General features: G+C 65.9%; 24 protein-coding genes, 1 tRNA gene and 1 pseudogene. 14 read left to right on the top strand and 12 right to left on the bottom strand.

Annotated features, from left to right (window positions below):
* Positions 1-59 precede the first annotated feature (59 nt).
* On the top strand, positions 60-1,295 hold the full coding sequence (locus tag P1J78_RS00335) for a mandelate racemase/muconate lactonizing enzyme family protein (protein ID WP_275565313.1): 1,236 nt from the start codon (positions 60-62) through the stop codon (positions 1,293-1,295).
* Between the two features lie 207 nt (positions 1,296-1,502).
* On the opposite strand, the gene P1J78_RS00330 is transcribed toward P1J78_RS00335, so the two are convergent.
* The 3 genes from P1J78_RS00330 to P1J78_RS00320 all read right to left on the bottom strand — a co-directional run bounded on the left by P1J78_RS00330 (position 1,503) and on the right by P1J78_RS00320 (position 3,413).
* Positions 1,503-2,171 carry an SOS response-associated peptidase gene (locus P1J78_RS00330; RefSeq protein ID WP_275565429.1) on the bottom strand — a complete coding sequence of 223 codons (669 nt, stop codon included), beginning with the start codon at positions 2,169-2,171 and terminating at the stop codon, positions 1,503-1,505.
* Between the two features lie 172 nt (positions 2,172-2,343).
* The gene (locus tag P1J78_RS00325) at positions 2,344-3,201 is read right to left on the bottom strand and encodes a fatty acid desaturase (protein WP_275565428.1); all 858 of its coding nucleotides are present in this window, start codon (positions 3,199-3,201) and stop codon (positions 2,344-2,346) included.
* 35 nt (positions 3,202-3,236) lie between these two features.
* A complete protein-coding gene (locus tag P1J78_RS00320) occupies positions 3,237-3,413 on the bottom strand; it encodes a DUF2061 domain-containing protein (protein WP_309568052.1) in 177 nt (58 codons plus the stop codon).
* 135 nt (positions 3,414-3,548) lie between these two features.
* On the opposite strand from P1J78_RS00320, the gene P1J78_RS00315 reads away from it, so the two are divergent.
* Positions 3,549-4,424, top strand: a complete 876-nt coding sequence (locus P1J78_RS00315; protein WP_275565311.1) for a helix-turn-helix domain-containing protein — start codon at positions 3,549-3,551, stop codon at positions 4,422-4,424.
* Here P1J78_RS00315 and P1J78_RS00310 read toward each other — a convergent pair.
* Entirely contained in the window at positions 4,373-5,278 is a 906-nt protein-coding gene (locus P1J78_RS00310; protein WP_275565310.1) for a LysR family transcriptional regulator, read from the bottom strand. The genes P1J78_RS00315 and P1J78_RS00310 overlap by 52 nt on opposite strands.
* Positions 5,279-5,361: 83 nt before the next feature.
* Between P1J78_RS00310 and P1J78_RS00305 the strand changes: the two genes are divergently transcribed.
* Positions 5,362-5,985 (top strand): class I SAM-dependent methyltransferase, encoded by a 624-nt coding sequence (locus tag P1J78_RS00305; RefSeq protein WP_275565309.1) that lies wholly within the window; start codon positions 5,362-5,364, stop codon positions 5,983-5,985.
* Between the two features lie 33 nt (positions 5,986-6,018).
* Here P1J78_RS00305 and P1J78_RS00300 read toward each other — a convergent pair whose 3' ends face one another.
* From P1J78_RS00300 to P1J78_RS00290, 3 genes are all read right to left on the bottom strand, one after another.
* Entirely contained in the window at positions 6,019-6,501 is a 483-nt protein-coding gene (locus tag P1J78_RS00300; protein WP_275565308.1) for a hypothetical protein, read from the bottom strand.
* 293 nt (positions 6,502-6,794) lie between these two features.
* Positions 6,795-7,838, bottom strand: a complete 1,044-nt coding sequence (locus P1J78_RS00295) for an aldo/keto reductase (RefSeq protein ID WP_275565307.1) — start codon at positions 7,836-7,838, stop codon at positions 6,795-6,797.
* Between the two features lie 136 nt (positions 7,839-7,974).
* Positions 7,975-8,406, bottom strand: a complete 432-nt coding sequence (locus P1J78_RS00290; protein ID WP_275565306.1) for a DsrE family protein — start codon at positions 8,404-8,406, stop codon at positions 7,975-7,977.
* Positions 8,407-8,525: 119 nt separating this feature from the next.
* Between P1J78_RS00290 and P1J78_RS00285 the strand changes: the two genes are divergently transcribed.
* The gene (locus P1J78_RS00285; RefSeq protein WP_275565305.1) at positions 8,526-9,164 is read left to right on the top strand and encodes an ImuA family protein; all 639 of its coding nucleotides are present in this window, start codon (positions 8,526-8,528) and stop codon (positions 9,162-9,164) included.
* A 299-nt stretch (positions 9,165-9,463) separates the two neighbouring features.
* Entirely contained in the window at positions 9,464-11,182 is a 1,719-nt protein-coding gene (gene metG, locus P1J78_RS00280; protein ID WP_275565304.1) for a methionine--tRNA ligase, read from the top strand.
* Between the two features lie 15 nt (positions 11,183-11,197).
* Here metG and P1J78_RS00275 read toward each other — a convergent pair whose 3' ends face one another.
* Positions 11,198-11,833, bottom strand: a complete 636-nt coding sequence (locus tag P1J78_RS00275) for a hypothetical protein (RefSeq protein ID WP_275565303.1) — start codon at positions 11,831-11,833, stop codon at positions 11,198-11,200.
* A 297-nt stretch (positions 11,834-12,130) separates the two neighbouring features.
* On the opposite strand from P1J78_RS00275, the gene P1J78_RS00270 reads away from it, so the two are divergent.
* The 5 genes from P1J78_RS00270 (at position 12,131) to P1J78_RS00250 (ending at position 16,412) form a co-directional block, all read left to right on the top strand.
* Positions 12,131-12,220 (top strand) — tRNA-Ser (locus P1J78_RS00270).
* 125 nt (positions 12,221-12,345) lie between these two features.
* Positions 12,346-13,620, top strand: a complete 1,275-nt coding sequence (locus P1J78_RS00265; protein ID WP_275565302.1) for a tyrosine-type recombinase/integrase — start codon at positions 12,346-12,348, stop codon at positions 13,618-13,620.
* Positions 13,568-14,035 (top strand): hypothetical protein, encoded by a 468-nt coding sequence (locus tag P1J78_RS00260; RefSeq protein ID WP_275565301.1) that lies wholly within the window; start codon positions 13,568-13,570, stop codon positions 14,033-14,035. Before P1J78_RS00265 ends, P1J78_RS00260 begins: the two co-directional genes overlap by 53 nt.
* 4 nt (positions 14,036-14,039) lie before the next feature.
* Positions 14,040-14,882 (top strand): hypothetical protein, encoded by an 843-nt coding sequence (locus P1J78_RS00255; protein WP_275565300.1) that lies wholly within the window; start codon positions 14,040-14,042, stop codon positions 14,880-14,882.
* 12 nt (positions 14,883-14,894) lie between these two features.
* Positions 14,895-16,412 carry a tetratricopeptide repeat protein gene (locus P1J78_RS00250; protein WP_275565299.1) on the top strand — a complete coding sequence of 506 codons (1,518 nt, stop codon included), beginning with the start codon at positions 14,895-14,897 and terminating at the stop codon, positions 16,410-16,412.
* A 169-nt stretch (positions 16,413-16,581) separates the two neighbouring features.
* Here the strand turns inward: P1J78_RS00250 and P1J78_RS00245 are convergent, their stop codons facing one another.
* Both P1J78_RS00245 and P1J78_RS25415 read right to left on the bottom strand, forming a co-directional pair.
* Entirely contained in the window at positions 16,582-16,905 is a 324-nt protein-coding gene (locus P1J78_RS00245; RefSeq protein WP_275565298.1) for a hypothetical protein, read from the bottom strand.
* 178 nt (positions 16,906-17,083) lie between these two features.
* Positions 17,084-17,443: pseudogene (locus P1J78_RS25415) on the bottom strand (MobA/MobL family protein); the annotation flags it as partial.
* A 271-nt stretch (positions 17,444-17,714) separates the two neighbouring features.
* On the opposite strand from P1J78_RS25415, the gene P1J78_RS00235 reads away from it, so the two are divergent.
* From P1J78_RS00235 to P1J78_RS00220, 4 genes are all read left to right on the top strand, one after another.
* A complete protein-coding gene (locus P1J78_RS00235; protein ID WP_275565296.1) occupies positions 17,715-18,008 on the top strand; it encodes a hypothetical protein in 294 nt (97 codons plus the stop codon).
* Between the two features lie 25 nt (positions 18,009-18,033).
* Positions 18,034-19,536, top strand: a complete 1,503-nt coding sequence (locus P1J78_RS00230; RefSeq protein ID WP_275565295.1) for a DUF3987 domain-containing protein — start codon at positions 18,034-18,036, stop codon at positions 19,534-19,536.
* Positions 19,537-19,942: 406 nt separating this feature from the next.
* A complete protein-coding gene (locus P1J78_RS00225) occupies positions 19,943-20,260 on the top strand; it encodes an ArsR/SmtB family transcription factor (RefSeq protein ID WP_275565294.1) in 318 nt (105 codons plus the stop codon).
* A 55-nt stretch (positions 20,261-20,315) separates the two neighbouring features.
* Positions 20,316-21,365, top strand: a complete 1,050-nt coding sequence (locus P1J78_RS00220) for a permease (protein WP_275565293.1) — start codon at positions 20,316-20,318, stop codon at positions 21,363-21,365.
* Positions 21,366-21,797: 432 nt separating this feature from the next.
* On the opposite strand, the gene P1J78_RS00215 is transcribed toward P1J78_RS00220, so the two are convergent.
* Together P1J78_RS00215 and P1J78_RS00210 are read right to left on the bottom strand one after the other, a co-directional pair.
* Positions 21,798-22,622: an HpcH/HpaI aldolase/citrate lyase family protein gene (locus P1J78_RS00215; RefSeq protein ID WP_275565292.1), complete on the bottom strand. Its 825-nt coding sequence runs from the start codon at positions 22,620-22,622 to the stop codon at positions 21,798-21,800.
* An 11-nt stretch (positions 22,623-22,633) separates the two neighbouring features.
* Entirely contained in the window at positions 22,634-23,485 is an 852-nt protein-coding gene (locus tag P1J78_RS00210; protein ID WP_275565291.1) for an HTD2 family dehydratase, read from the bottom strand.
* Positions 23,486-23,515 lie beyond the last annotated feature (30 nt).

Genomic DNA, 23,515 nt, shown 5'->3' with positions numbered 1-23,515 from the left:
CGCGCACGATCTTCTGGAAGATCGTGCTCCCGGAGGGTGCGCAGTAAAGGGAGCTGCCGATGCGCCTGAAAGACCTCGACATCGTCGTCACCGCCCCGCCGCCGCCCGGCTGGGGCGGCCGCTACTGGATCTTCGTCAAGCTGACGACCGACGACGGCATCACCGGCTGGGGCGAATGCTATGCCGCGACCGTCGGCCCCGATGCCATGCGCGCCGTCATTACGGAGGTCTTCGAGCGGCACATGGCCGGCGAAAGCCCCGAGAATGTCGAGTGGATGTTCCGCAAGGTCTATTCCTCGGGCTTCACCCAGCGCCCCGACCTGACGGTCATGGGCGCCTTTTCCGGGCTGGAGATCGCCTGCTGGGACATCCTCGGCAAGGCGCGGGACCGGCCGGTCTGGGCGCTGCTCGGCGGCCGGATGAACGAGCGTATCCGCGCCTACAGCTATCTCTACCCGCTGGCGCATCACGCGCTGCCGGAGTTCTGGGTCGACCCGCAGGCCGCGGCCGAGTCTGCCCTGCACCTCGTCGGCCAGGGCTACACCGCCGTGAAGTTCGACCCCGCCGGCCCCTACACCGTGCGCGGCGGGCATCACCCGGCGCAGTCGGACATCTCCACCTCGGTCGCCTTCTGCAGGTCGATCCGCGAGGCGATCGGCGACAGGGCGGATCTGCTGTTCGGCACCCACGGCCAGTTCAACACCGCCGGCGCGATCCGCATGGCCAAGGCCATCGAGCCCTACGATCCGCTGTGGTTCGAGGAGCCGATCCCGCCCGACAACCCGCTGGACTTCGCCACCGTGGCGCGGGCCACCTCGATCCCCGTCGCCACCGGCGAGCGCCTGACCACGCGGGCGGAGTTCGCCACGCTCCTGCGCACCGGCGGCGCGTCGATCCTGCAGCCGGCGCTGGGCCGCGCGGGCGGGCTTTGGGAGATGCGCAAGCTGGCGGCGACGGCCGAGAGCTTCAACGTCCAGATGGCGCCGCATCTTTATGCCGGCCCCGTCGAATGGGCCGCCAACGTCCACCTCGCCGCGTCGATCCCCAACCTGCTGATCGCCGAGACCATCGAGTCGCCGTTCCACGCCCAGCTGATCCGCGACACGATCCGCGTCGAGGACGGCTATATCACCGTGCCGGAGGCCCCCGGCCTGGGCATCGACTTCGATGAGGCGCTGGCGCGCGCGCATGCCTACGAGGGCAGCGCGCTGCACCTGCAGATGCAGGAGGCGCCCTGCGACTACACGGGCGGGAATCTGTTCGAGGGCGGCGCCCCGGTGGGCCGCGAGACGTGAACAATCCCGTTGTCGCCGCGGTGCAACGCCCGTTTGCGCGACAATGCCGCAATGTCGCCGCAATTCCGCGCCATGTTGAGTGGTAACGATAAGTGTTCAGAGCAAGTTACGGCGTTGGTGTGTGGCGCCAGATTTCCTCCCTGACTGGACAGGCCGTGCCGCTGGCGCGGCCTTTTTTTCGCGCGGTCGAGGGGCGTTCGGCGCGGGCTATTCCTCTTCGATCGGCTCGATCAGCTCCGGCCCGCTCGCCCGGTTCGAGTTCACCGCCCGGTCCACCCGGTGCGCCGTGAACCCCTCGCCCGGCGCCTCGTGCATCAGCACCGCCGCGCCCTTGCCCGCCTCGCCCAGCCACAGGCCCCAGTTCTCGGGCGTCACGGTCACCGGCATCCGGTGGTGGATGTCCTTCATCACGCCCTTCGCCTCGGTCGTCACGATGGCGCAGGTCACCAGCCGCTCGCCGCCGCGCTCCCAGACCTGCCAGACGCCGGCGAAGACCAGCGGCGTGCCGTCCGCGTGGGTGATATACCACGGATAGCGCACGCCCTCGTCGTCCTTGGTCCATTCGTAGAACCCGCTGGCCGGCACCAGGCAGCGCCGCGTGCGGCAGGCGGCGCGGAAGGCGGGCTTCTCGGCCACGGTCTCGGCGCGCGCGTTGATCAGGAGCGGCCCGTCGCTCGGCGTCTTGTACCAATGCGGGATGAAGCCCCAGCGCATCGCGCCCAGCCGCCGCGCGCCATCGGCCGAGACGACGGTGTGAATGTCGTTCGTCGGGCAGACGTTGTAGTTCGGCACCTCCGGCAGGTCGTTCGCCGGCGTCGCCTCGAACAGCTGCGCCATCGCGTCGGGCGGCAGGGTTATGGCATAGCGTCCGCACATGCCGCGACCGTAGCGCGCCGCGCCGCCGGCCGCCAGCACGGTGCCCCCAAGGCAGACAGCGCCCCGCTGCCTTCTTCTGGCTGAAAATACTCAAAAGGGCGCGCCAGTGCAGCAAGCACGATGGAAGACGGGCGCAGCGCCCTCTGGATCGGACCCCGCGGATGCTCCGAGACTACCCCCGCCGCCCCCAGAGCGGATGCGGCACCGGATCCTTCGGCCGCAAAAGGTAACGCCGGAAGATCTCGGCATAGGAGCGGTACACGTAGCCCCCGTTCCGCCGCACATAGCGGTCCCTGTTGCCCTCGTACAATTCCGGCAGCCGATACCACGGCACCTTCGGATGCATGTGATGCACCACGTGCAGGTTGTTGTTCAGAAACAGCCACGCCAGCGGCCCGCGATCCTCGATGATCGCCGTCCGCGCGCTCGCCCGCTCCGCCGCCTGATGCTCCAGGAAGGTGCGGATGCGCACCAGCGACATGCCGCCATAGGCCGCCAGCAGGTAGCCCCAGACCGGCATCTGCGCGACGAAGGCGAGCCATCCCGCCACCGGCAGCAGCGCCGGCCCATGCCACAGCCACCCGCGGATCACCCGCGCGTCGCCCTGCCGCGCCAGCCGCGCCTCGCCCAGCAGGAAGGCCACCAGCCCGATCGCCGTGCCCACCGTGACGCGGCCCAGGAGCGTGTTGTTGACCACCAGCAGCGCCTGCACCGGCCGCGGCAGCCGGCCCCAGACGGCCGGGTCCATGTAGTTGGATTCCGGGTCGTCATAGGGGTCGGTCAGCACCGCGTTGTCGTGATGGTCGAGATGCGTGTCGCGGAACCGCAGATACGGCACCAGCAGCGTCAGCCCCGGCGCCATCAGCACCGCGTTGACCCGGGGCCAGGGCGTCGGATGCCCGTGGATCGCCTCGTGCTGCAGCGACGAATGCAGCGCCACCGCCAGCGCCGTCAGCCCGATCCCCAGCGGCAGCCACAGCGCCGCGGCCCAGGTCGTGCCCAGCGCCCAGACCCCGTAGCACAGCGCCATGAGCCTCAGCGTCGGCCATTCGGCCCGCGCGCGCCTCACGCGCGCCCCCAGCCGATATTGGCCCAGATCCGTTCGTAGACGACATAGCACAGCAGCCCGACACAGGTGTTCACCGCCGCCATGCCGCCGCCCGCCAGCATCGAGCCGGTGAAGGCCAGCCCCACGGCGGCCATCGCCACCCAGCCCCAGACGGCCCATAAAACGGCCTTCACCACGGTTCTCCGCCGCGTCTCCATCTCGCCTCCGGTCGTGTCGCGTCTCCCGGCCGTGATAATCGCGCTGGGGCCCGTTGCGAATTCCGGATATGGTTATCTCAACCCCGCGATTGGTGACAAAACGCAACGAAGATGTCCAAACTCGACAAACGCACCCGCGCCATGCTGCTTCGCACCCGCCTGGTCCAGGCGATGGAGACGAGCCACACCAGCCAGAGCGCGCTCGCCCGGGCCATCGGCGTCGACCGCTCCACGGTCTCGCAGCTTCTGTCCGGCGACGGCGCGCGCCTGCCAAATGCGCAGGTCGTGGGCGAATGCGCCGCGGCGCTCGGCGTCTCGGCCGACTGGCTCCTCGGCCTGTCCGACCGGCCCGAGAGCGCCGCCGACCTCGTCGCCAACTCGCTCAGCGTGACCGAGGCGCCCCGCGCCCTCGTCGATCAGCAGATCTTCGACTGGCACCGCGAGGCCGCGGGCTACAAGATCCGCCATGTTCCGGCTGCCCTGCCCGACATGCTCAAGACCCGCGCCATGCTGGAACGGGAGTACAGCCCGCATCTCGGCCGCACGACGGAACAGGCGATCGGCGCCTCCGAGGACCGGCTGAACTTCATGCTGACGGCGCAATCCGACTACGAGATCGCCCTGCCGCTCTACGAGATCGACTGTTTCGTGCGCGGCGAGGGCTATTACCGCGACCTGCCGCGCGATCTCCGGCGCAGCCAGGCCGCCCGCATCCGCGAGATCTACGACCAGCTCTACCCGCGCCTGCGGCTCTACCTGTTCGACGCCCGCCGGCTTTACTGTTCGCCGGTGACGATCTTCGGCCCGCTGCAGGCGGTGATCTACGCCGGCGGCCATTACATCGCCTTCCGCGACACCGAGCGCGTGCAGATCCTGACGCGCCATTTCGACCTTCTGGTGCGCGAGGCGACCGTGTCCGACCGCGACTTTCCCGCCTACCTGTCGGAGCGCGAAAGCTCGGTCAGCGCGTCGGCCAGGACGTCGTAGACCAGCCTGATCCGCCGGCTGGTATGCAGCTCGCGGTGGCAGGTCAGCCAGATCGGCACCGGGATCGGCTCGAACTCCGGCAGAAGCGGGGCCATCTCGGGAAACAGCGCCGCCACCTCGCGCGCCTGGACCCCGATCGCCAGCCCCGCGCGCGCCATCTCCCAGGCGACGATGCCGCTGTCGGTGACAACGCGGATGCGGTCCTGCGCAACCGGCACGCCGAAGCCGTTCATCAGCTCGACGAAGCGGTCCACCGGCTGGAACCCGACGAAGTCGTGCCCCGCCAGCGCCTCCACCGTCTCCGGCCGCCCCCGCGCCGCCAGGTAGGCCGGCGCCGCGTAAAGCCCCGCGCCCGAGGACCGGATCAGCCGCGCCACCAGCTCCGGCTGCTCGGGCCGCACGTGGCGCACCGCGATGTCCGCCTCGCGCCGCTGCAGGTCGCGGATGTCGTTGGCGGCCACCACGTCCACCGTGATCCCCGGCGCCACCTCGCGCAGCCGCCCCAGGATACCGGGCAGGAGATAGGCGGAGAAGCTGTCGGACGCCGTCACCGAGACGGTGCCCTCCACCGCCTCCGACCGCCCCGCCGCGGTCAGCGAGATGCGGCCGGCCGCCTCGCCCATCGCGCGGACATGCGCCACCAGGTCCAGCGCCGCCGGCGTCGGCGCCAGCCGCCGGCCGACCCGTTCGAACAGCACCAGCCCCAGCTCGGCCTCCAGCGCCGCGATCTGGCGTGACAGGGTCGGCTGCGACTGGCCCAGCGCGCGGGCCGCCGCCGAGAGCGAGCCTTCCTCGACGCTGGCCAGGAACGCGCGGATATGGTTCCAGTCGAAGGAGATCGCCGCCCAATTCATGCATTTCCGTATACATCATATCCGGAATCAGGCAATTCCCCTGCGGCCCGCGCATGGGTAAAGCGGCGGCAAAGGAGACCCCGATGACCACCGACACCGCCTTCTGGGACCGCGCCGCGCCGCGCTATGCTCGCAGCCCCGTCCGCAACACGGCCGCCTACGCGGCGACGCTCGACCGGGTGCGGAGCTACCTGACCGAGACCGACCGCGTTCTCGAAAGCGGCTGCGGCACCGGCTCCACCGCGCTGAAGCTGGCGCCGCATGTTGCCGACTACACCGCGACCGACATCTCGCCCGGGATGATCGAGATCGCGCAGACGAAGGCCGCCGAGGCCGGTGTGCCGAATCTGACCTTCACCGCGGCGCCGGCCGACAGCGACCCGTTCGAACCCGAAAGCTTCGATGCCGTCCTCGCCTTCAACCTTCTGCACCTGCTGCGCGACCTGCCCGCCGGGATCGCCCGCGCCCGCGCGCTGCTGAAGCCGGGCGGGCTCTACATCACCAAGTCCGGCTGCCTCGGCAACATGAACCCGCTTTTGCGCCTGGCGCTGCCAGTCCTGCGCGCCATCGGCAAGGCGCCCTATGTCAACGTGTTCACCCGCGACCAGCTGGAGGCCGAGATCCGCGCCGCCGGCTTCGAAATCGTCGAGGCGCGCGCCTTCGAAGGCGCCCCCGCCACCTGGTTCGTCGTCGCCCGCAAGACCTGACCGCCGCGCCCGGGTCGCCCCGGTCCGGCGGCGTCAGTTCACGCAGACGGTCTGCATCCCGCCATTCGAGGACACGATCTCGTGGCAGCCGAAGAGCGGCTTGACCGGCGCGCAGGTCCCCGACCGCGCCAGGCAGTAGCCCTCGCACTGGTCGGGCGCGGTGCAGGCCTTGTTGGCGTCGGTCGTCGGGTAGACGCAGGTGTAGCTGCTGCCGCTCGCCCGGCTCCAGCGGCCGCCCTTCGCCTCGCAGATCACCCGGTCGCTGTCGAGCGCGTTGGTGTTCGCGGGGTCCAGGTCGACATTGCGCGGCGCCGGCGGATCGGACGGCGCGGGCGCCGCCTCCACCTCCGGCCCCGGCGGGCCGCTGTCCGGCGGGCCGTCCGGGGGCGGGGTCGAAGGCGCCTCGCGCTGCCCGAACAGGGCGAACCCGCCGCCGCCTCCGAACCCGCCGAGGCCCTCCCGCTGTCCGCAGGACGCCACAAGGACCACCACGAGCCCGGCCAGAATCCACCGCATCTGCATTCCCTGTCTCACTGCTCCACCCGAAGGGTCCGGTCCGCGCCACGGCCGCCCCGGTCCTCCGCTCAGAAGAGCCCGAATCCGCCGGCCCGCGCAAGACCCGGCGCGCGGCAGCCCGCCGCTCAGCCCCCGGCGAAGGCCCCCTCCGGGCCGGGCGCACGGGCGGCCCGCGCCGGCCGCAGCCCCGCGACACGCCCCCCTGCTTCTTCTCGTTGAAAAATACGAAAATCCCGCCCGCACGGCCCGGCGAGGCGACCGCACGCTCCGCGCGACGGCCCCGCCCGGACCGCTCAGAACGGGATCGGATGCTGCCGGTTGGCCTCGTCGATCTCTTCCAGCACCTCGTCGGACAGCTCCAGCTCCGCCGCCGTCAGCGCCACGTCCAACTGCGCCACCGAGGACGCCCCGAAGATCGGCGCCGCCACCATCGGCCGGGTCAGCGTCCAGGCCAGCGCCATGGCGCAGGGGTCCAGCCCGTGCCGCGCGGCGATGGCGGTGTAGGCTTCGACCGCCGGCCAGACCTTGGGGTTGATCCGGCCGTTCAGCGTCGCTTCCACGGACCGGCGGGTGTTCTCCGGCGTCACCTCCGGCGCGTACTTGTCCGACAACAGCCCCATGCCCAGGGGCGAGAAGGGCAGAAGCGGCACCGTCTCGGCGACGCAGAGCTCGGCGAGGTCGGTGTCGGCAAGGCGGCACAGCAGCGAGTATTCGTTCTGGACCGACACCGGGCGCGGCAGCCCGTTGGCATCCGCCAGCCGCAGCCAGGTCGCCGTGCCCCAGGCGGTCTCGTTCGACAGGCCCCAGTGGCGGATCTTGCCCGCCCGGATCAGGGCGTCCATCCCCTCCAGCACGTCGACCATCTCCGCCTCGACCGCCGCGATGTCGAAGGGCGCGGGGTTCCAGCGCCAGTTGGCGCGCATGTGATAGATCGGACGTGTCGGGAAATGCGTCTGGTAAAGGTCGATGACATCGGTCTGCAGGCGCCGCAGCGAGCCGTCGACCGTCTTCGGCAGCACCGCCGCGCTGTAGCCCTCGCCGTTGCGCGCCGCCTTCTGCCGCGGCGCGGAGACCTTGGTGGCCAGCACCATGTCGTCGCGCCGTCCGGTCCTTGCGAACCAGGTGCCGAGGATCTCCTCGGTCCGGCCCACGGTTTCGGGTTTCACCGGATAGGTCGGATAGACCTCGGCGGTGTCGAGAAAGGTCAGCCCGGCCGCATGGGCGCGGTCGAGCTGGGCGTGGGCCTCGTCTTCGGTGTTGCGGCTGCCCCAGCCCATCGTGCCGAGGCAGAGCCGCGTGACCGTCAGGTCGCTGCGGCCGAGCGTGATCTTGTCCATCCCTGTCCCCAGTTCGTGTCCTTATGCGTGTCGTCGCGGCAAGGCTAACGACCCGACCGGCAGGGACAAGGGGAGATCGGGGCGGGACCGGGAACGGGGGCGACCGTCCGGTCCCGATCAGTCCCGATCTCTGGCCTCAGGGCCGGACGTAGGCGAATCCCGCTTCCTGCAGTTCGACCAGGCGTACAACGCCCGAGGGGACGATGCCGGCCTCGTCGAGCAGGGCGACCTCGGCCCCGGCCTTCTCGCTCATCTTGCGATGGGTATTTCCGCAGGCCGAAAAAGTGATGTCGTCGAGTTCCAGCGACATCGCCGCGATGCGGTCGGCGACGGGGCTGCCGCCATCCACGTACATCTGCAGGCCGGGCCCGTAGGCCACCACCTCGATCACCACCGAGTCGCCCTGCGCGCGATAGTGGTTCGCCGTGTTCTGCACGTTGTTCAGCACCATGTTCATCACGCGCTTGTCGCTGTCGTCGATATGGAACGCGACGTAGTGGGTCTTGCCCTCGGCCAGCGCGGCCATCGGCAGCCCCGCCAGAACGGCGGCCAGTGCGAGTCGTTTCATGGCTTTTCCTCCCTGTTCTCGATCCCATCACTATATTCGATTTCGTATACATGTCTTCAGGAAATTTCTTTTCCGGCGTTCCGCTTGAGAACGAAATAGGAACACATATACTCCGCCCCATGACCGCCCCGCCCCTCTCCCGCCACCGCCACGCCCCGCGCGCGAGCGCGCGCGCCGCCCTGGCCGCCCTGCCGGTGCTGGGCGAGCTGTCGCTACCGATGGGCCGGGCGCACGAGATCTGCGGCGACGCGCGGCGCACGCTGGCGGCGCTGGTCGCGGCGCGGACCGAGGGGCCGGTGTTCTGGATCGTCCCCTCCTGGGTGCCCGAACGGCCGAACCCCGAGGCGGTGCTGCACCTGTTCGACCCCGGCCGCCTGGTGTTCCTGGAGCCGAAGCGCGCGGAGGATCTGCTGTGGTGCCTGGAGGAGGTGCTGCGCGCCGGCGTGGTCTCGCTCGCCGTGGCCGACCTGCCCGCGCCGCCGGGGCTGACGGCGGTGCGCCGGCTGCACCTCGCCGCCGAGACCGGCGCCGAGGAAGAGGGCGTTCCGCCGCCCCTGGGCCTTCTGCTGACCCCCGGCACCGGCGGCGCCCCGGGGGTCGAGACGCGCTGGCAGATGCAGGCCGCGCACGGGCCGGGCGGGGTCCGCGCCTGGCACCTGCACCGCCTGCGCGCCCGCACCGCCCCGGTGGCCAGCTGGCGCGTGAGCCCCGCCGAGGGCCGCCTGCACGCCGCACCGCTGTCGCCCGCACCGGCCTGACCGAAACGCGCGCCCCCGCACAGCAGGAATTTCTAGAAATTCCTGCCCGGCACGATCTTCTAGAAGATCGTGTCTTCCGGACTTTTCCAGAAAAGTCCGCCCCCTGATCCGATCCTGCACCCGCCGGTCCCGCCATGACCCGGACGCGGACCCGGACGCGAAGCCGTTAGCGGTATCACCATAAAGATCAAGGGCTTGAACCCCCGTCCAACCTTGGACACCCTCGGACAGGCGCACCTCCTCTGGTCCCTGCCGTCCGAATACGCTAAGGCCCCGGCAAACCCAGACAGGACGCTTTCATGGCCCGGATTCTCATCACCTCCGCGATCCCCTACATCAACGGGATCAAGCACCTGGGCAACCTCGTCGGCTCCCAGCTACCCGCCGACCTCTATGCCCGCTACATGCGCGCCCGCAGCCACGAGGTGATGTTCATCTGCGCCACCGACGAGCACGGCACCCCCGCCGAGCTCGCCGCCGCCAAGGCCGGCAAGCCCGTCGCCGAGTACTGCGCCGAGATGTGGCAGGTCCAGAAGAACCTCTCCGACGGCTTCCGGCTGTCCTTCGACAAGTTCGGCCGCTCCTCCAGCCCGCAGAACCACGCGCTGACCCAGTACTTCGCCGGCCGGCTGGCCGAGAACGGCTATATCGAGGAAGTCACCGAGAAGCAGGTCTATTCCAATGCCGACGGCCGGTTCCTGCCCGACCGCTACATCGAGGGCACCTGCCCCAACTGCGGCTACGAGAAGGCCCGCGGCGACCAGTGCGAGAACTGCACCAAACAGCTCGACCCGACCGACCTGATCGACCCGCGCTCGGCGATCTCCGGCTCCACCGACCTGGAGGTGCGCGAGACCAAGCACCTCTACCTGCGCCAGTCGCTCCTGAAGGACCGGCTCGACGAATGGATCGCGTCGAAGACCGACTGGCCCGTGCTGACCACCTCGATCGCCCGCAAGTGGCTGCACGACGGCGACGGGCTGCGCGACCGCGGCATTACCCGCGACCTCGACTGGGGCGTGCCGGTCAAGCGCGGCGACGCGGACTGGCCGGGGATGGAGGGCAAGGTCTTCTACGTCTGGTTCGACGCCCCCATCGAATACATCGCCGCCACCCGGGAATGGGCCGATGCCGAAGGGCTGGGCGAGGCCGCCTGGCGCCGCTGGTGGCGCACCGACGAGGGCGCGGACGAGGTGCGCTACGTCCAGTTCATGGGCAAGGACAACGTGCCCTTCCACACCCTGTCCTTCCCGGCCACGATCATCGGCTCGGGCGACCCGTGGAAGCTCGTCGACTACATCAAGTCGTTCAACTACCTCAACTACGACGGCGGCCAGTTCTCGACCTCGCAGGGCCGCGGCGTGTTCATGGACCAGGCGCTGGAGATCCTGCCGGCCGACTACTGGCGCTGGTGGCTGCTGTCGCATGCCCCCGAGAATTCCGACAGCGAGTTCACCTGGGAGAACTTCCAGAGCTCGGTCAACAAGGACCTCGCCGACGTGCTGGGCAACTTCGTCAGCCGGGTCACCAAGTTCTGCCGCTCCCGCTTCGGCGAGGCGGTGCCGGAGGCCGGCAGCTACGGCCCCGGCGAGGCGGTCGTCGCGGCCGAGCTGACCGAGCGGCTGGCGGCCTATGCCGCCCATATGGAGGCCATCGACATCCGCAAGGCCGCGGCCGAGCTGCGCGCGATCTGGGTCGCCGGGAACGAATACCTGCAGGAGGCCGCGCCCTGGGCGGTGTTCAAGGAAGACCCCGACCGCGCCGCCGCGATCATCCGCTTCTCGCTGAACCTCGCCCGGTTTTATGCGGTGCTGTCCGAGCCGTTCATCCCCGATGCCTCGGCCACGCTGCTGAAGGCGCTGAAGGCCGAAGACGCCGCCTGGCCCCAGGACGTGGACGCGGCCCTGTCCGCCCTGCCCGCGGGCCATGCCTTCGACGTGCCGGAGAACCTGTTCCGCAAGATCACCGACGACGAACGCGCCGCGTGGCAGGAACGGTTCGCCGGCGGCCGCGGGTAGAGCGCGCCGGCCGGATCAGCCCTGCCGCAGCTCGTCGGTGATCATCCTGCGGATGCGCTTGCGCTCGCGGCGGCTGGAGATCTGCCGCGTCGCCGGCCCGACCGGGATCACCCGCCAGGGATCGTGCCCGGTATCGATGCGGTATTCCCGCTTGGCCGCGATCTCCAGGTCGTCGCCCCCGAAGGCGCCGACGACCATGATCTCGACGCTTCGTATCCTGTCGGCATGCGCGTCCAGTTCGTCGGGGCACCCCTCGGCGGCGGCGGCGGTGATCTCCAGGATGTTGCGGAAGGTGCCGATGCTCATGAACTCGCCCCGGCCCAGCGGGCCATGGCTGGTGACGCCCTCCGGCCGCTCGGCCGCGTCCGTCGGCAGAAGCTCCTCCCGGTCGGTGATCGTCGCCGAATAGGAGGCGTCGGCGTGGTGGATCGTGCAATAGGCATTCTGCGGGTAGACCGGCTCCTGGCTCATGTTCGACACCAGGATGACCGAGCCGATGTCGCGCCCCGACCCGCGATTGATGATCAGCCGCGGCTTCCTGGACCGAAGATAGGTGATCAGGAACAGCTGCAGATAGGCCACCCAGACAACCAGCATGCCCAGGTTGACGATAAGGTTCACAACCGGTCCGTGCGCCGCCAGCCAATCCATTTCTGCATCCCTCCGTGGCCTGTTTGCGCAGGCGGAACGCCGCAGGCCGCGCCGGGTTCCCCGGTGTCCCCCGGCGCCGTCCGGGCCGCCGCTCGCGCGGGCCTTGCGGATGCCGCTGTCATTGGCCGGAATAACGCCGGCCTCCGACGCGGCCGGCACAGCCGCGCGGATCGGACAGCGTGACCTGCCTCCTGCGTTTTCGGGCTCGGGGTGGGGCCCCGGCGCATGCTACGCAACCGCCGCGCCGTTTCAAGTTATCGCTTGTCTCCCTGGGCCCGGGCCGATAGGACGGTCGGCGGAGACGTGGCCGAGTGGTCGAAGGCGCTCCCCTGCTAAGGGAGTAGACGGGAAACCGTCTCGAGGGTTCGAATCCCTTCGTCTCCGCCAGAAACCTCGTTTTTGGCACACGACTGCGCGGGATGCCCCAAGTTTTCCGCAGTTTGTCCATCGAAAGCCCAACATCTGGTTCCAAACCACCCGCAAGCTTTGTGGGGTAAAATGTGGGGTGAAGAATGGATGGCCCGTCCTTAGATCATGAAGCACGCGGAAAGCAGCCCGGACCACATGTTGAAAAACGGTTGAACGCTGCCTTCGTGCGGAAAGCACCGCCGGGACGGCACACTGACGGCGGCGGGCTCTATCTTCAGGTCGATCATTCGGGTGCTCGTCGTTGGTTGCTGCGCATTGTTGTTCGCGGAAAACGCAGAGACTTCGGGCTGGGGTCGGCAAGTCTCGTGTCTTTGGCGGAAGCTCGCGAGAAGGCCTATGAGTATCGAAAGCTCGCCCGCACAGGAGGCAATCCCGTGGTCCGAGAGCGCGCAGTCGAGGGCAAGGCAACGACATTTGCAGAACTCGCTCGAACGGTGCACGAGCGGAAGTTCAAGGAAAGGGCAAACAACGGCAAACACATCGCTCAGTGGATCAACACGCTCGAAACATATGCTTTTCCGCTCATCGGAAACCTGTCAGTAGAGGACATTCACCAAGACGACTTGGAGCAAGTGCTTGATCCGATCTGGACTACCAAGCCCGAAACGGCTCGTCGTGTTCTTCAACGGATGAAAACTGTTTTCGACCATGCGTGTGGTCGCGGTTTGCGAACGAAGGGGAACCCGGCGACCGGCATGCGGTCATTGATGCGAGACCAAAGGGCAGATACCAAGCACTTTTCGGCAGTCCCGTATATGGAGATCAGCGATCTCGTGTTGGACGTCGACCAGTCAAACGATGTCGGAGCACTCGCGCTGCTGTTTGCCACACTTACCGCAATGCGGTCGGGGCCGATCCGCGCGGCATGCTGGTCGGAGTTCGACAGCGGTCTTCAAGCTTGGACCATTCCGGCAGAGAAGATGAAAACGAGGAAAGAGTTTACGGTGCCGCTCTCGATGCCTGCCCGTTCAGTCCTGCTCAGGGCCCAGAAGCACCGCACAAAGGCCAGTGATCTCGTCTTCCCTTCGCCTTCGAGGCCCGCAAAGATGATCAGCGATGCAACCATGCGGAAACTCCTGCAATCGAAGCACCCGGGGGCAACGGTCCACGGCATGCGGACCAGCTTCCGAACCTGGGCCGCTGAAATCGTTCGCGCCGATCATGATGTCGCCGAGCTTTGCCTCGCCCACAAGGTGGGCTCGCGTGTAGCGCAGATATACAATCAGGCGGAGTTGCTGGACCACAGGCTGATGTTGATGGAGAAATGGGGCTTATGGGCCTACGGCGACCTTGAACCGTTTTCCAATGGTAATGATGTGGAAGCGATCATTCGAGGCAGATGGATGGAAAGCGCTTGATCTCGGGGCATCTTCTATCAGTCTTGCCCCGTTGTCATCAGGAAAAGCTCCGGCTACTCTGCTGCGAGCAGAGGCTGGGGGAAATATGCAAGTCATTATCGGGGTGTTCATAAGCTTCGCGGCAGCTCTGCTGTTTTTTCTGGTCGAGCCGATGCTGCTGGGGCTCAGCGAAACTTGGAGAACGATTGCTGCGGTAATCGTTTTCGTTGTCGTGATCGGCATCACCTTCTATTTGCATTGGCGCACTTCTGGAAGTTCGAAAGAGCCGCGCTCCATCGCCATGAGAAACAAGTCCAAAAAAGACCTCGATATAGAAATGAAAAATGTGAAGGCGAAAGATGGCTCTGGGAATATTGCCTCGGAAAATGAATCCGGTGGCAACACGAAGATCAAGATTTCCGATAGCGATCTTTGACAAAATGAGTCACGCACATTTTCGCCTTGATTGGTTGAGAGAAGAAAAGAAACTCAATCCGCTTTTCGACGGAAACCCAGGCGTGGTTCGGATTGACTTCGCTTCGGATGATGCAGCGGAGGACAAGTTCAATCATTTCCTCAAGGAGAAGTTTCAAAACAAAACCGGCAACGGTCAATGGTTGTCGCTTCGGCTGGACGATGCGTGGAGCACAACTTTTCCTGGATACGATCAGATTGTCGCAATCGCAAGAAAACTTGAAGAAGCGAATGTTGAGATCGACTGGTCGCAAGTGCAGAACGGTTCAGGCGACACAGCGTCTGGAAACCAAGCTGGACGCGATAACATCATCAATATTGAAAATTCATATTTTGTAAATGGTGTAGATGTCTCGCCAGTGGGCATTCAAAAGCTCTTACTTCTCGTCTGCGAAGCCATGGCGAAGTTTGTCGGGAACGGTGGGCACTTCATGTTGATCATAAATGACATGCAGAGCCATAACCAAGGCAAGTTCTGGCAGATGATTTGGAACGCGGGGCTGCGGGACGCGGTAGGAGACCGCATAGCTTTGGTCTACTATGTTGGCCCAAAGTGTGGGCGAGAACCGCATGGCGACGCGCCTGCGCCGGAAGTTCAGTTTACGCTTCCTCACAGCATTGAAAGTGACGATGCAAGACAGGACGAAGTCTATGACGACATTATCGAGATATTAAAATCTCATGCAGGATATTCCGACGACGAAGCAAGCAAAACTGCGGGTGGGCTTGTTGCAAGTAACTGCGACTCTGTATTGAGACTGCATATGGGTCTTTCCAAGACGATCATGTTCAACAACTTAAAGCGATGATTTATTGTGAGCTTGCTTGACGACTTCCTCGCAGGTGCACCAGACGGCGTAGGGCCGACGCTGGCGGCATTGGCTTGTGCAGAGAGCCTCACGGATGATGTCGCGCGCGCGATTTACAAAACGGTGCCTGTGCCCGGATTGGATGCAGAGCAGTTTCTGTCCGCTTTCAAATATTCTGGCCTGACGGAGCCGCGAAACAGCGAATGGAATCTCAATCACGAACTGCGGGATGAACTCGTCCGTTCGGATTTCTTGCCCTCGGACGAAAAGCACTCGGTTCACCGCTATCTGGCGGAGCTGGGAGAGAAAGCAGACTTCCGCGAGACGGCGGGCCGAACTGTTCCGACTTACCTGTTCTCCGAGGCAGGCCTTGCCTACCATCTGGCCGGGGCCGGAAAAACCGAAGCCGCCTTGGAGCATTACAGCCGCGCCTCTCTTGGTCCATTCAATGGGGCGCAATGGCTTGGTGCGAAGCTTGTCGAAGAACAGGAAGAGACCGGCGTCATTCCAAAAGGGCAGATCGAATCGACCTTCCTGCGCGCTTGGGTAATGCTGCGGCAAGGTCGCAAGAAAGAGGCAATGCCCCTTTTCGCGAGGATAGCCGAAACGGATGAGCCAAAGCGCGAAGTCGCGATTTCCCTCCACTTGCTGGGCAACGACCGCCCTCCACGGCGCTCGGAACAAGCGGAAGCGGAGCTTCGGCGAAGCATCGAGATCGGCGAAAGCACCGGCGACCGGCTGGGCGTCGCTCAGGTTCTGCACAGCCTTGCCAATCTGCTGCAAAAACAGGATCGGCGCTGGGACGAGGCGGAGAAGGCCTATCGTGAGAGCATCGAGATCGGCGAGAGCGTCGGCAACCGCTTCCATGTTGCCCAGACCCTTCACAGCCTCGCCAACCTCCTGAGCAAGCAGGACGGGCGCTGGGACGAGGCGGAGAAGGCCTATCGTGAGAGCATCGAGATCGACGGCAGCCTCGGCAACCGTTTCGGTGTCGCTCAGGCCCTTCACAGCCTCGCCAACCTCCTGAGCAAGCAGGATGGGCGCTTGGACGAGGCAGAGAAGGCCTATCGTGAGAGCATCGAGATCGACGGCAGCCTCGGCAACCGTTTCGGTGTCGCACAGGCCCTTCACAGCCTCGCCAACCTCCTGAGCAAGCAGGATGGGCGCTTGGACGAGGCAGAGAAGGCCTATCGTGAGAGCATTGAGATCGGTGAGAGTATCGACCGCCCGCATCATGTCGCCCAAACGCTTCATAGTCTTGCGAACCTACTGAGCCAACGAGAAGGGCGCTTGGACGACGCCGTATCCACCTACGAAAACAGCATCAGTATTCTTGAAAAGCTGCGCGACGACAACGGAGTGGCGCAGACGCTTCGGAGCTACGCCCTCGCCATCGAAGGGCGCTCACCGCAAGAGGCATTGGATCTGCTGGCGCGCTCGCTTGAAATCAATGAGCGGCGCGGCAATCGCAGATTCGTCGATCTTGTGAGACGGACGATTCAGCAAGTTCGAGAGAGGAGCGGGCTTTAACGCTCACCGATCTCCGGCGCATTGGCGCGGGATTGGTGGGGATGTTGCTGCAAGGCTCCGAGGCCGTCGCCGGTTGATCTTTCTGCGTCTGCTATTTTGCTACTCGGCAGGGCGTGGCGGCGACCACCAAGAGTCGCAAGCCGCGCCCGGAGGGTGTCGCGCAAGAAGATCAGTTCCAGAAAAACACGCCTGATAGAGCGACGCCGACGAAAAGGCCGACTGCGCCGCTCCACAGGGGCACAGAAAGGCGGAGCGGTGCTTCGGCGGGGTTGTTCACCTGCCGCGCCTGAGTGGCCCGCAAAGTGGCTTCCAGCGACCCAAGGCGGGCTTCTGTCGCTTTGACCGTTTTGCTCATATCGCTCAGGTGCTTGTCTTGCGATTGAATGGCCATCAATGCCTCTGCCACCCCGCCAAGTGTCCTTTCGCCATGGCGGGCGGCTGCTGTCGCCTTCGACCGGACCTCCTTCATTTCTGCTTCCCAATCGAATGTCATGGCTTGCTTTCCTTTTCAGCTGATTGATCTCTTTGATGACTTGGTTCGCTTCCGCCCGGCTGTGGCCAGCATCGACATGACGCCATTCCGGTTTTGACTGGACCGCATCCCCCCGCGCGGCGATGTATCGTGCCGCAGGGCCTTCGTGTATCTGCGGAATCTGATGGACGCCGCGATCCGAAAAGGACAGGTGCGAGATCATGCTGTCCTGTCGAAATCCCCAGGTGCGCATCATCTCATTGTGGATGTCCGCCCAGAGCTTTGCCTTCTGCTCTACTGCGTTCTTCCTGGCCATGCCGAGGACACTGCGAGGCCGACCGCGACGGCCCGACCGCTCATGGTGATCAAAGGCCACAAGGTGGAAGTGCGGGTTTCGGATGTCGTTTCCGGCTTTGTCGTGGATCGCCAGGACGAACCCAGCCTTGCCTTGTGAGAGCTCTTCGGCGAACCTTCGGGCCAGTTCTTCTCTCTGGGTTTCGGACGCCTCAGCGGGCAGCGCGATGATGAAGCGCTCACAGACGCGCCCCCGGCGTTTCATCGCGGCGCGCTCGGCGCTGCGTGCTTGTTCGGTATCGTCGAGATGATCCAACCGCTCCCGAAGCACCACTCGCGCCGCTGCCTCTCGCGTGATGTATCGCAAGTGCGATGCCGTTTGACCTTCCCTCGCCACGCGGTCAGCGCTCTCGCACTTCGGCGAGAAGGTTTTCACGGAGTGTCGGAACGAAAAGAGTGCCATGGTCTGCCGTTCTTGGAGGTGGGACAAAATGCCTATTTTGTCCGTTGTGCGCCTTCAAAACGGAGATAGGGAAATGCGGCAGCTTACGAAAAACGAGAAAACACGGCTGCGGGTTGCGCTGGCAATCCTTCACCATCTCGGACGGTTTCGGCTCGTGAAGGTCGATGAGGGCGAACTTGATCTCGACAGGGTGCTCGAAACCGTTTCCGACCTGCTTGACGCGTTCGAGGAACGCCTCCCTGACATGCGCCGATCTGCTGCAAAAGCCGCTCCAGGCGGAGCCGAAGACCCAAATGGATTGTCGTCAAAACAGAAACCAACTTTTTCTTTCCGTGCGAACAAAGGGGGAACCATCTCCCTTCCATGACGAAACCCCAGCATAGGAGAACGACATGGAAAAAGTCATGAACCCCGGCGACTTATTACTTGGACGCGATAGTCAGCCACTTATCGACGACAGGCCAGAAGGCAATTTCGAAAATGGAAACATTTGGCCTGGTGCTCCCATCCCGAAAGCGTTGGGCTGCGTCGCTGGTCGGGAAGCGGATTTTCCACTCGACGCCCTCGGCGAAGAAGGTAGCAAAGTAGCAGATGCTTTCTGCGAACAGTTCCAAGCCCCGGCGGGCCTCTGCGGCCAAGCCGTGATCAGCGCGATGTCCGCAACCGTAAGCGGCTGGGGTAATGTCCAAACCATCCATGGTGCAGATATGCCCATGGCAGTCTACCTCGCGACCGTCGCGCAGAGCGGTGAGCGGAAGTCCACCGTGGACGGGGCCGCACAGAAGGGCATCAAGGTCTTTGAAGGCCAGTTGCGCGCATCCTTGGCTGAACAGCGAGCCGGAATGGATGAGGCGGAGGCCGCACAGGACAGGACGAGCGCGGACATCATCGTGAATGATCCCACCTGGGAAGGCCTTCTTCGCACAATGTCAAACGGGCCGGGCTTCTGCTCGTTAAGCAATGACGACGCAGCCGGTTTCTTCGGTGGGCATGCTATGAGCCGCGATCAGCGCCAAAAGACCATCGCAGGCCTCTCACAGATTTGGAGTGGTAGCGATGTGCGGCGAGCGCGCGTTCATGGTCAGGACCAGTTCATCTCTGGCGTTCCGTTGACTATGAGCCTGATGTTCCAGCCTTACTTGATCCCGGCCGTATACGGCGACCGCGAATTGGTGGAGCAAGGTCTGCTCCCCCGTGTCTTGCCCTGTTTCCCGCCGTCGACGATGGGAACGCGCTTCTTCAGGGAGCCGTCAGCAAATGCATCACAAATCATCGAGGACTTTTCGCGTGGCATCTTTGAGCGTCTTGAACATGTGATTCTCATCCGAGAGGCCCGGGTTGAACCGAAGGACATCTTCGCCGCTCGAATTCCATCGCTGAAACTGTCGACCGAGGCGCGGAAGGCCCTTATCGACTTCTTCAACGAGGTCGAGGCAGAGCTTCAAGCAAATGGTCGATATGCGCAGATCACTGGTTTCGCTAATCGGGCCGCCGAGAACGCCACTCGTCTCGCCGCCATCATCTCGCTGTTCGATGACATCGAGGCCAGCGAGGTCTCGGAGCAGGCAGCGCTCAGCGGGCGCAAGCTGATGACCTTTTACCTCGAAGAGTTTCGGCATGTTCTGGCCCTCGGCAGGTCGCAGAAGGACCTGAGCAAGACCGGAGCGCTGGGTGCCTGGATGGCTCGCGAGTATGGGGCGGGCGGCATCGGACACGACCAGCATGTTTCACAGCATGGACCGAGCGAGTTCCGGAAGAAAGGAGATCGGCAGCAGGCGATGCGGACCCTCGTGGATCATGGATGGATCAAGATGCTGCCGAAAGGCACTGTTGTAAGCGGCTCGAAGCGGGCAGAAGCGTTCATCGTGAACCCCAACATCGTCGATGTTGTATGATCGAGCTCGGCCCGCTGGAAAAAAGCGGGCCGGTTCGCCGGGGTCGGAGGATAGCAGGATAGCACTCCATGGCACCGTCGATCGATGCTTCTCGAAATGTGGGGTAGAAAGTGGGTTGAGGGCTTGATGCTTTTCGAAGTGGTAATTGTTTTCAGTATGTTGAGGACTTTGTCTTTCGGACTTCGTCTCCGCCACCCCAACAAGGCATTGATAACGAATGCGTTTCCGAAGCATTCGCTTCGGAGGCTCCAAGGCGTGTCGCCCACTTCCGCATATCGAGACGCATATCCGAGACGCTCGCGGCCGGAGTCCGGGCCGGCCCAATGGGCGCCGGGCCGTGCCCCGAAAGACGCGCCTCCTTTCGAAAGGGTTTACAAAACCAGAATTGTAGTTGTATCATGACCCCATGACAACGACCAGCCCCACTGCCCGAGCCCTTGCCGCCCTTGGCCATGACGCGCGTCTGGCGATCTTCCGCATCCTGGTGAAGGCGGGCGAGGACGGGTTGCGCGTCAGCGATATCGGCGGGCATCTGGGGCTCGCGCCGTCGACCCTGGCCCACCACCTGTCGACGCTCGTCGATGCCGGCCTGGTGGTTCAGGACAAGCGCGGGCGCGAGGTGTTCAACCGGGTGGACTATGACGCGATGCACCGTGTCCTGTCCTTCCTGACCTCGGAATGCTGCGCCGGCGTCACGCTCCGCACCGAAGAGGGCGCGGCCTGATGCCCGGGCGCGCTTTTCTTTGCCCTGATACAACCGGAATTCCGGAGATTTAGTGATGACAGACACGACCCTCTCGCCGAACGGCCCTCGCACCCTCCTGCGCTCTCTCTGGCGGGATCACCGGGTCTGCCTGACGACCGCCACGATCCTGCTGCTGCTGGCGGTCTTCGACCCGCTGCAGGCGGTCGAAAGCGCGCGCTTCGCCGGCGCGTCGCTCTTGCACACGGCGCCCTACCTGCTTCTGTCCATCGGCATAGCCGCCGGCGCCGGGGCGACGGGCGCCGACAATCTCGTCGCGCGGGCGTTTACCGGCGCGCCGCTGTTGATGATCGGGCTGGGCGCGCTGGCCGGGGGGCTGTCGCCGTTCTGCTCCTGCGGGGTGATCCCGCTGATCGCGGCGCTTCTGGCGATGGGCGTGCCGCTGTCGGCCGTCATGGCCTTCTGGCTGGCCTCGCCGATCATGGACCCCTCGATGTTCGTCCTGACGACGGGCGTGCTGGACCTGGAATTCGCGATCGCCAAGACGTTCGCCGCCATCGGGCTGGGCCTGGTCGGCGGTTTTGTCGTGCATCTCCTGGCGCAAGGCGGCGGGCTGTCGAACCCGCTGCGCGAGGGCGTCGGCAACGGCGGCTGCGGCGGGGCGCGGGTGCGTGCGCCGAAACCGGTCGTCTGGCGCTTCTGGACCGAGCCGGAGCGGCGCGCGACCTTCGCGAAGACCGCCATCTCCACCACGCTGTTCCTCGCCAAATGGCTGCTGCTGGCCTTCACGCTGGAAAGCTTGATGCTCGCCTGGATCCCGGCCGAGACGGTGACCGCCGCGCTGGGTGGCGAGGGGCTCTTGCCGATCGCGACGGCGACGCTGGTGGGCGTGCCGGCCTATCTGAACGGCTACGCCGCGCTGCCGCTGGTCGGCGGGCTGATCGAGCAGGGCATGGCCCCCGGCGCCGGCATGGCGTTCCTGGTGGCCGGCGGCGTCACCTCGATCCCCGCCGCGATGGCCGTCTGGGCGCTGGCCCGGCCGCCGGTCTTCGCGCTCTACATCGCGCTGTCGCTGACGGGCGCCTTCGCGGCGGGGCTCCTGTTCCAGCTCTGGAGCCTGGCGTGAGGCCGTCGAAGGGCGGAACGGACGTGCCGGCCGGCGACCGCATGAGCGCGCCGGCCGGGATCGTGGGCGCCAGCCACCCGGCCCGCCCCGACAGGGCCCTCAGTCCTGATAGAGCCGTGCCGGCGTGTCTTGCCGCACCTTCTTCGCCAGACCGGGACCCGCGCGTCATGCCGCCGGAAAGCTCCGAGATCCGCCGGGCGACGGCGAGCGCCATGGGGGCGGTCGTTGCCGACTGAACCTCCATCCCGTTCACGGTACAGGACAGGTCGATCTCGGTCGGCGTCACCGAACGTGCCAGCGTCAGCCAGGGAGGGGGAGGCGCGGCTCTTCGGCGGTGTCGCAAGGCCGCTCTGGCAGGACCTGCTCGGGTCGCGTTTCGCCCAGCGCGACGACCCCGCCCCGCTCAACCGGAGTCCGTCTGACCTCGCGCGATCAGCCCAGGCCCGGCTGCGGCACGGGTTCGTCCGGCATGGCCGCCACAATCCTTTCGGCGCGTTCGATCAGCGGCTTGTCCACCATCTTGCCGTCCAGTTGAACGACCGATCCGCCCGCCGTCTGAAGGGCGGCAAGCACCCGGCGGGCCCAGTCGAGCTCGTCCGCCGAAGGCAGGAAGCCGCTGTTCACCGGTTCGACCTGCGCCGGGTGGATGCACAGTTTGGCCGAGAAGCCCGAGAGACAGGCGCGCTGAATGTCGGCGCGGAGGACCGCGTCGTCCTTCAGCGCCATGGTCACGCCGTCAACCGGCGGCGGAAGGTCCGCCAGCCGCGAGGCCAGCGCGAGTTCGACGCGCGCGGCGTCGAGGACCGGGCTTTCCGGCGGCACCCGGGCATCCGTGCCGAAGTCGAGATTGCCGAAGGCGAGCCGCGCCACGCCGGGCATTCGCGCGGCCTCGCGCAGCTCCGCCAGGCCCGCGACCGTCTCGACCAAAGCCAGCAGGGCGCGGCCCGGCAGCTTCCGCGCTGCAAGGGCAAGGCTCGCCCGGTCGGCTTTCGGCACCATGACGGCCGCCGGACCAAGCTCGGCGAGTGCGGCGACATCGTCCGCGAACCACGGCGTATCGGTCCCGTTGACCCGGACGAGCCCGGCGCCGCCACCCTCGAACCAGCGCCGCACCGATACGCGCGCATCGTCCTTCTCGGACGGGCCGACCGCATCCTCGAGGTCGAGGATCAGGGCATCGGCCCCCGCGGCCGCCGCCTTGGCGAAGCGGTCGGGGCGATTGCCCGGAACGAAAAGGTAGCTTCTGGGGTCGCGCATGGCCGCCTGCTTCAGAACAGCGCTTCGGCGCGCATGGCCAGTTCGCCCTCGGGGCCGCGCGCCCAGAGCGACAGGTCGTCGGGGGCTTCGCCACGCTTCGCCTCGATCCGGAACGGGCGAGTCACGAAGAGCGGCGCCATGCCCCGGAAGCTGAAATGCTGCAGGTGCAGACCGGGACGGCAGCGCGTTGCGAGCCCTTGCAGGAGGGTCGCGATGAGCGGGCCGTGGACGACGAGGTCGGGATAGCCCTCCTCGCGCGTCGCATAGGGCTGATCGTAGTGGATGCGATGCCCGTTCGAGGTCAGGGCGGAATAGCGAAACAGCAGGACCGGGTCGGGCACGATCTCTTCCGACCACTCCGCGCCGTCCGGGGCCGCGCTCGGCGCGGGGGGCGTGGCGGCGGGATCGGGCGGCTCGCGATAGACGATATCCTGCTCTTCCTCGATGCAGAGCTCGCCGTCCTGCGAGATCCGGTGCTGTACCGTCACGAAGCACAGCCGCCCCGCGCGGCCGGATTTCTCGGCGACGTTCAGGATGCGGCTGTCCTTCCGCGCCGCCGCGCCGATGCGCAACTGGCCTGGATAGAAGATCCGCCCGCCGGCCCACATGCGCCGCGGCAGCCCTGTCTCTGGCAGGAAGCCGCCACGCTTCGGGTGGCCGTCGGGGCCCAGTTCGCTGCACGCGGGGAACGGATTGAAGTACATCCAGTGCCAGCCCGGCGGCAGCGGCGCCCCGTCCGACGGGGCATCGTCAAGGTCCAGCGTCGCGGCAAGCTGCGCCGCCGGCTCGGTCCGGATCGGCGCCTCGGCCGACTGCCGGCGGCCGATGGCCTGGGCCGGGGACGGGTCCATCGCGTCGTTCAAGGTTCTCTCTCCCCTCGGGTTCGGGTCTGC

Source organism: Psychromarinibacter sediminicola (assembly GCF_029168335.1).
Classification (GTDB): domain Bacteria; phylum Pseudomonadota; class Alphaproteobacteria; order Rhodobacterales; family Rhodobacteraceae; genus Psychromarinibacter; species Psychromarinibacter sediminicola.
Note: the sequence above shows the minus strand (reverse complement) of the source record. Positions and strands in the feature narration are given on the sequence as shown.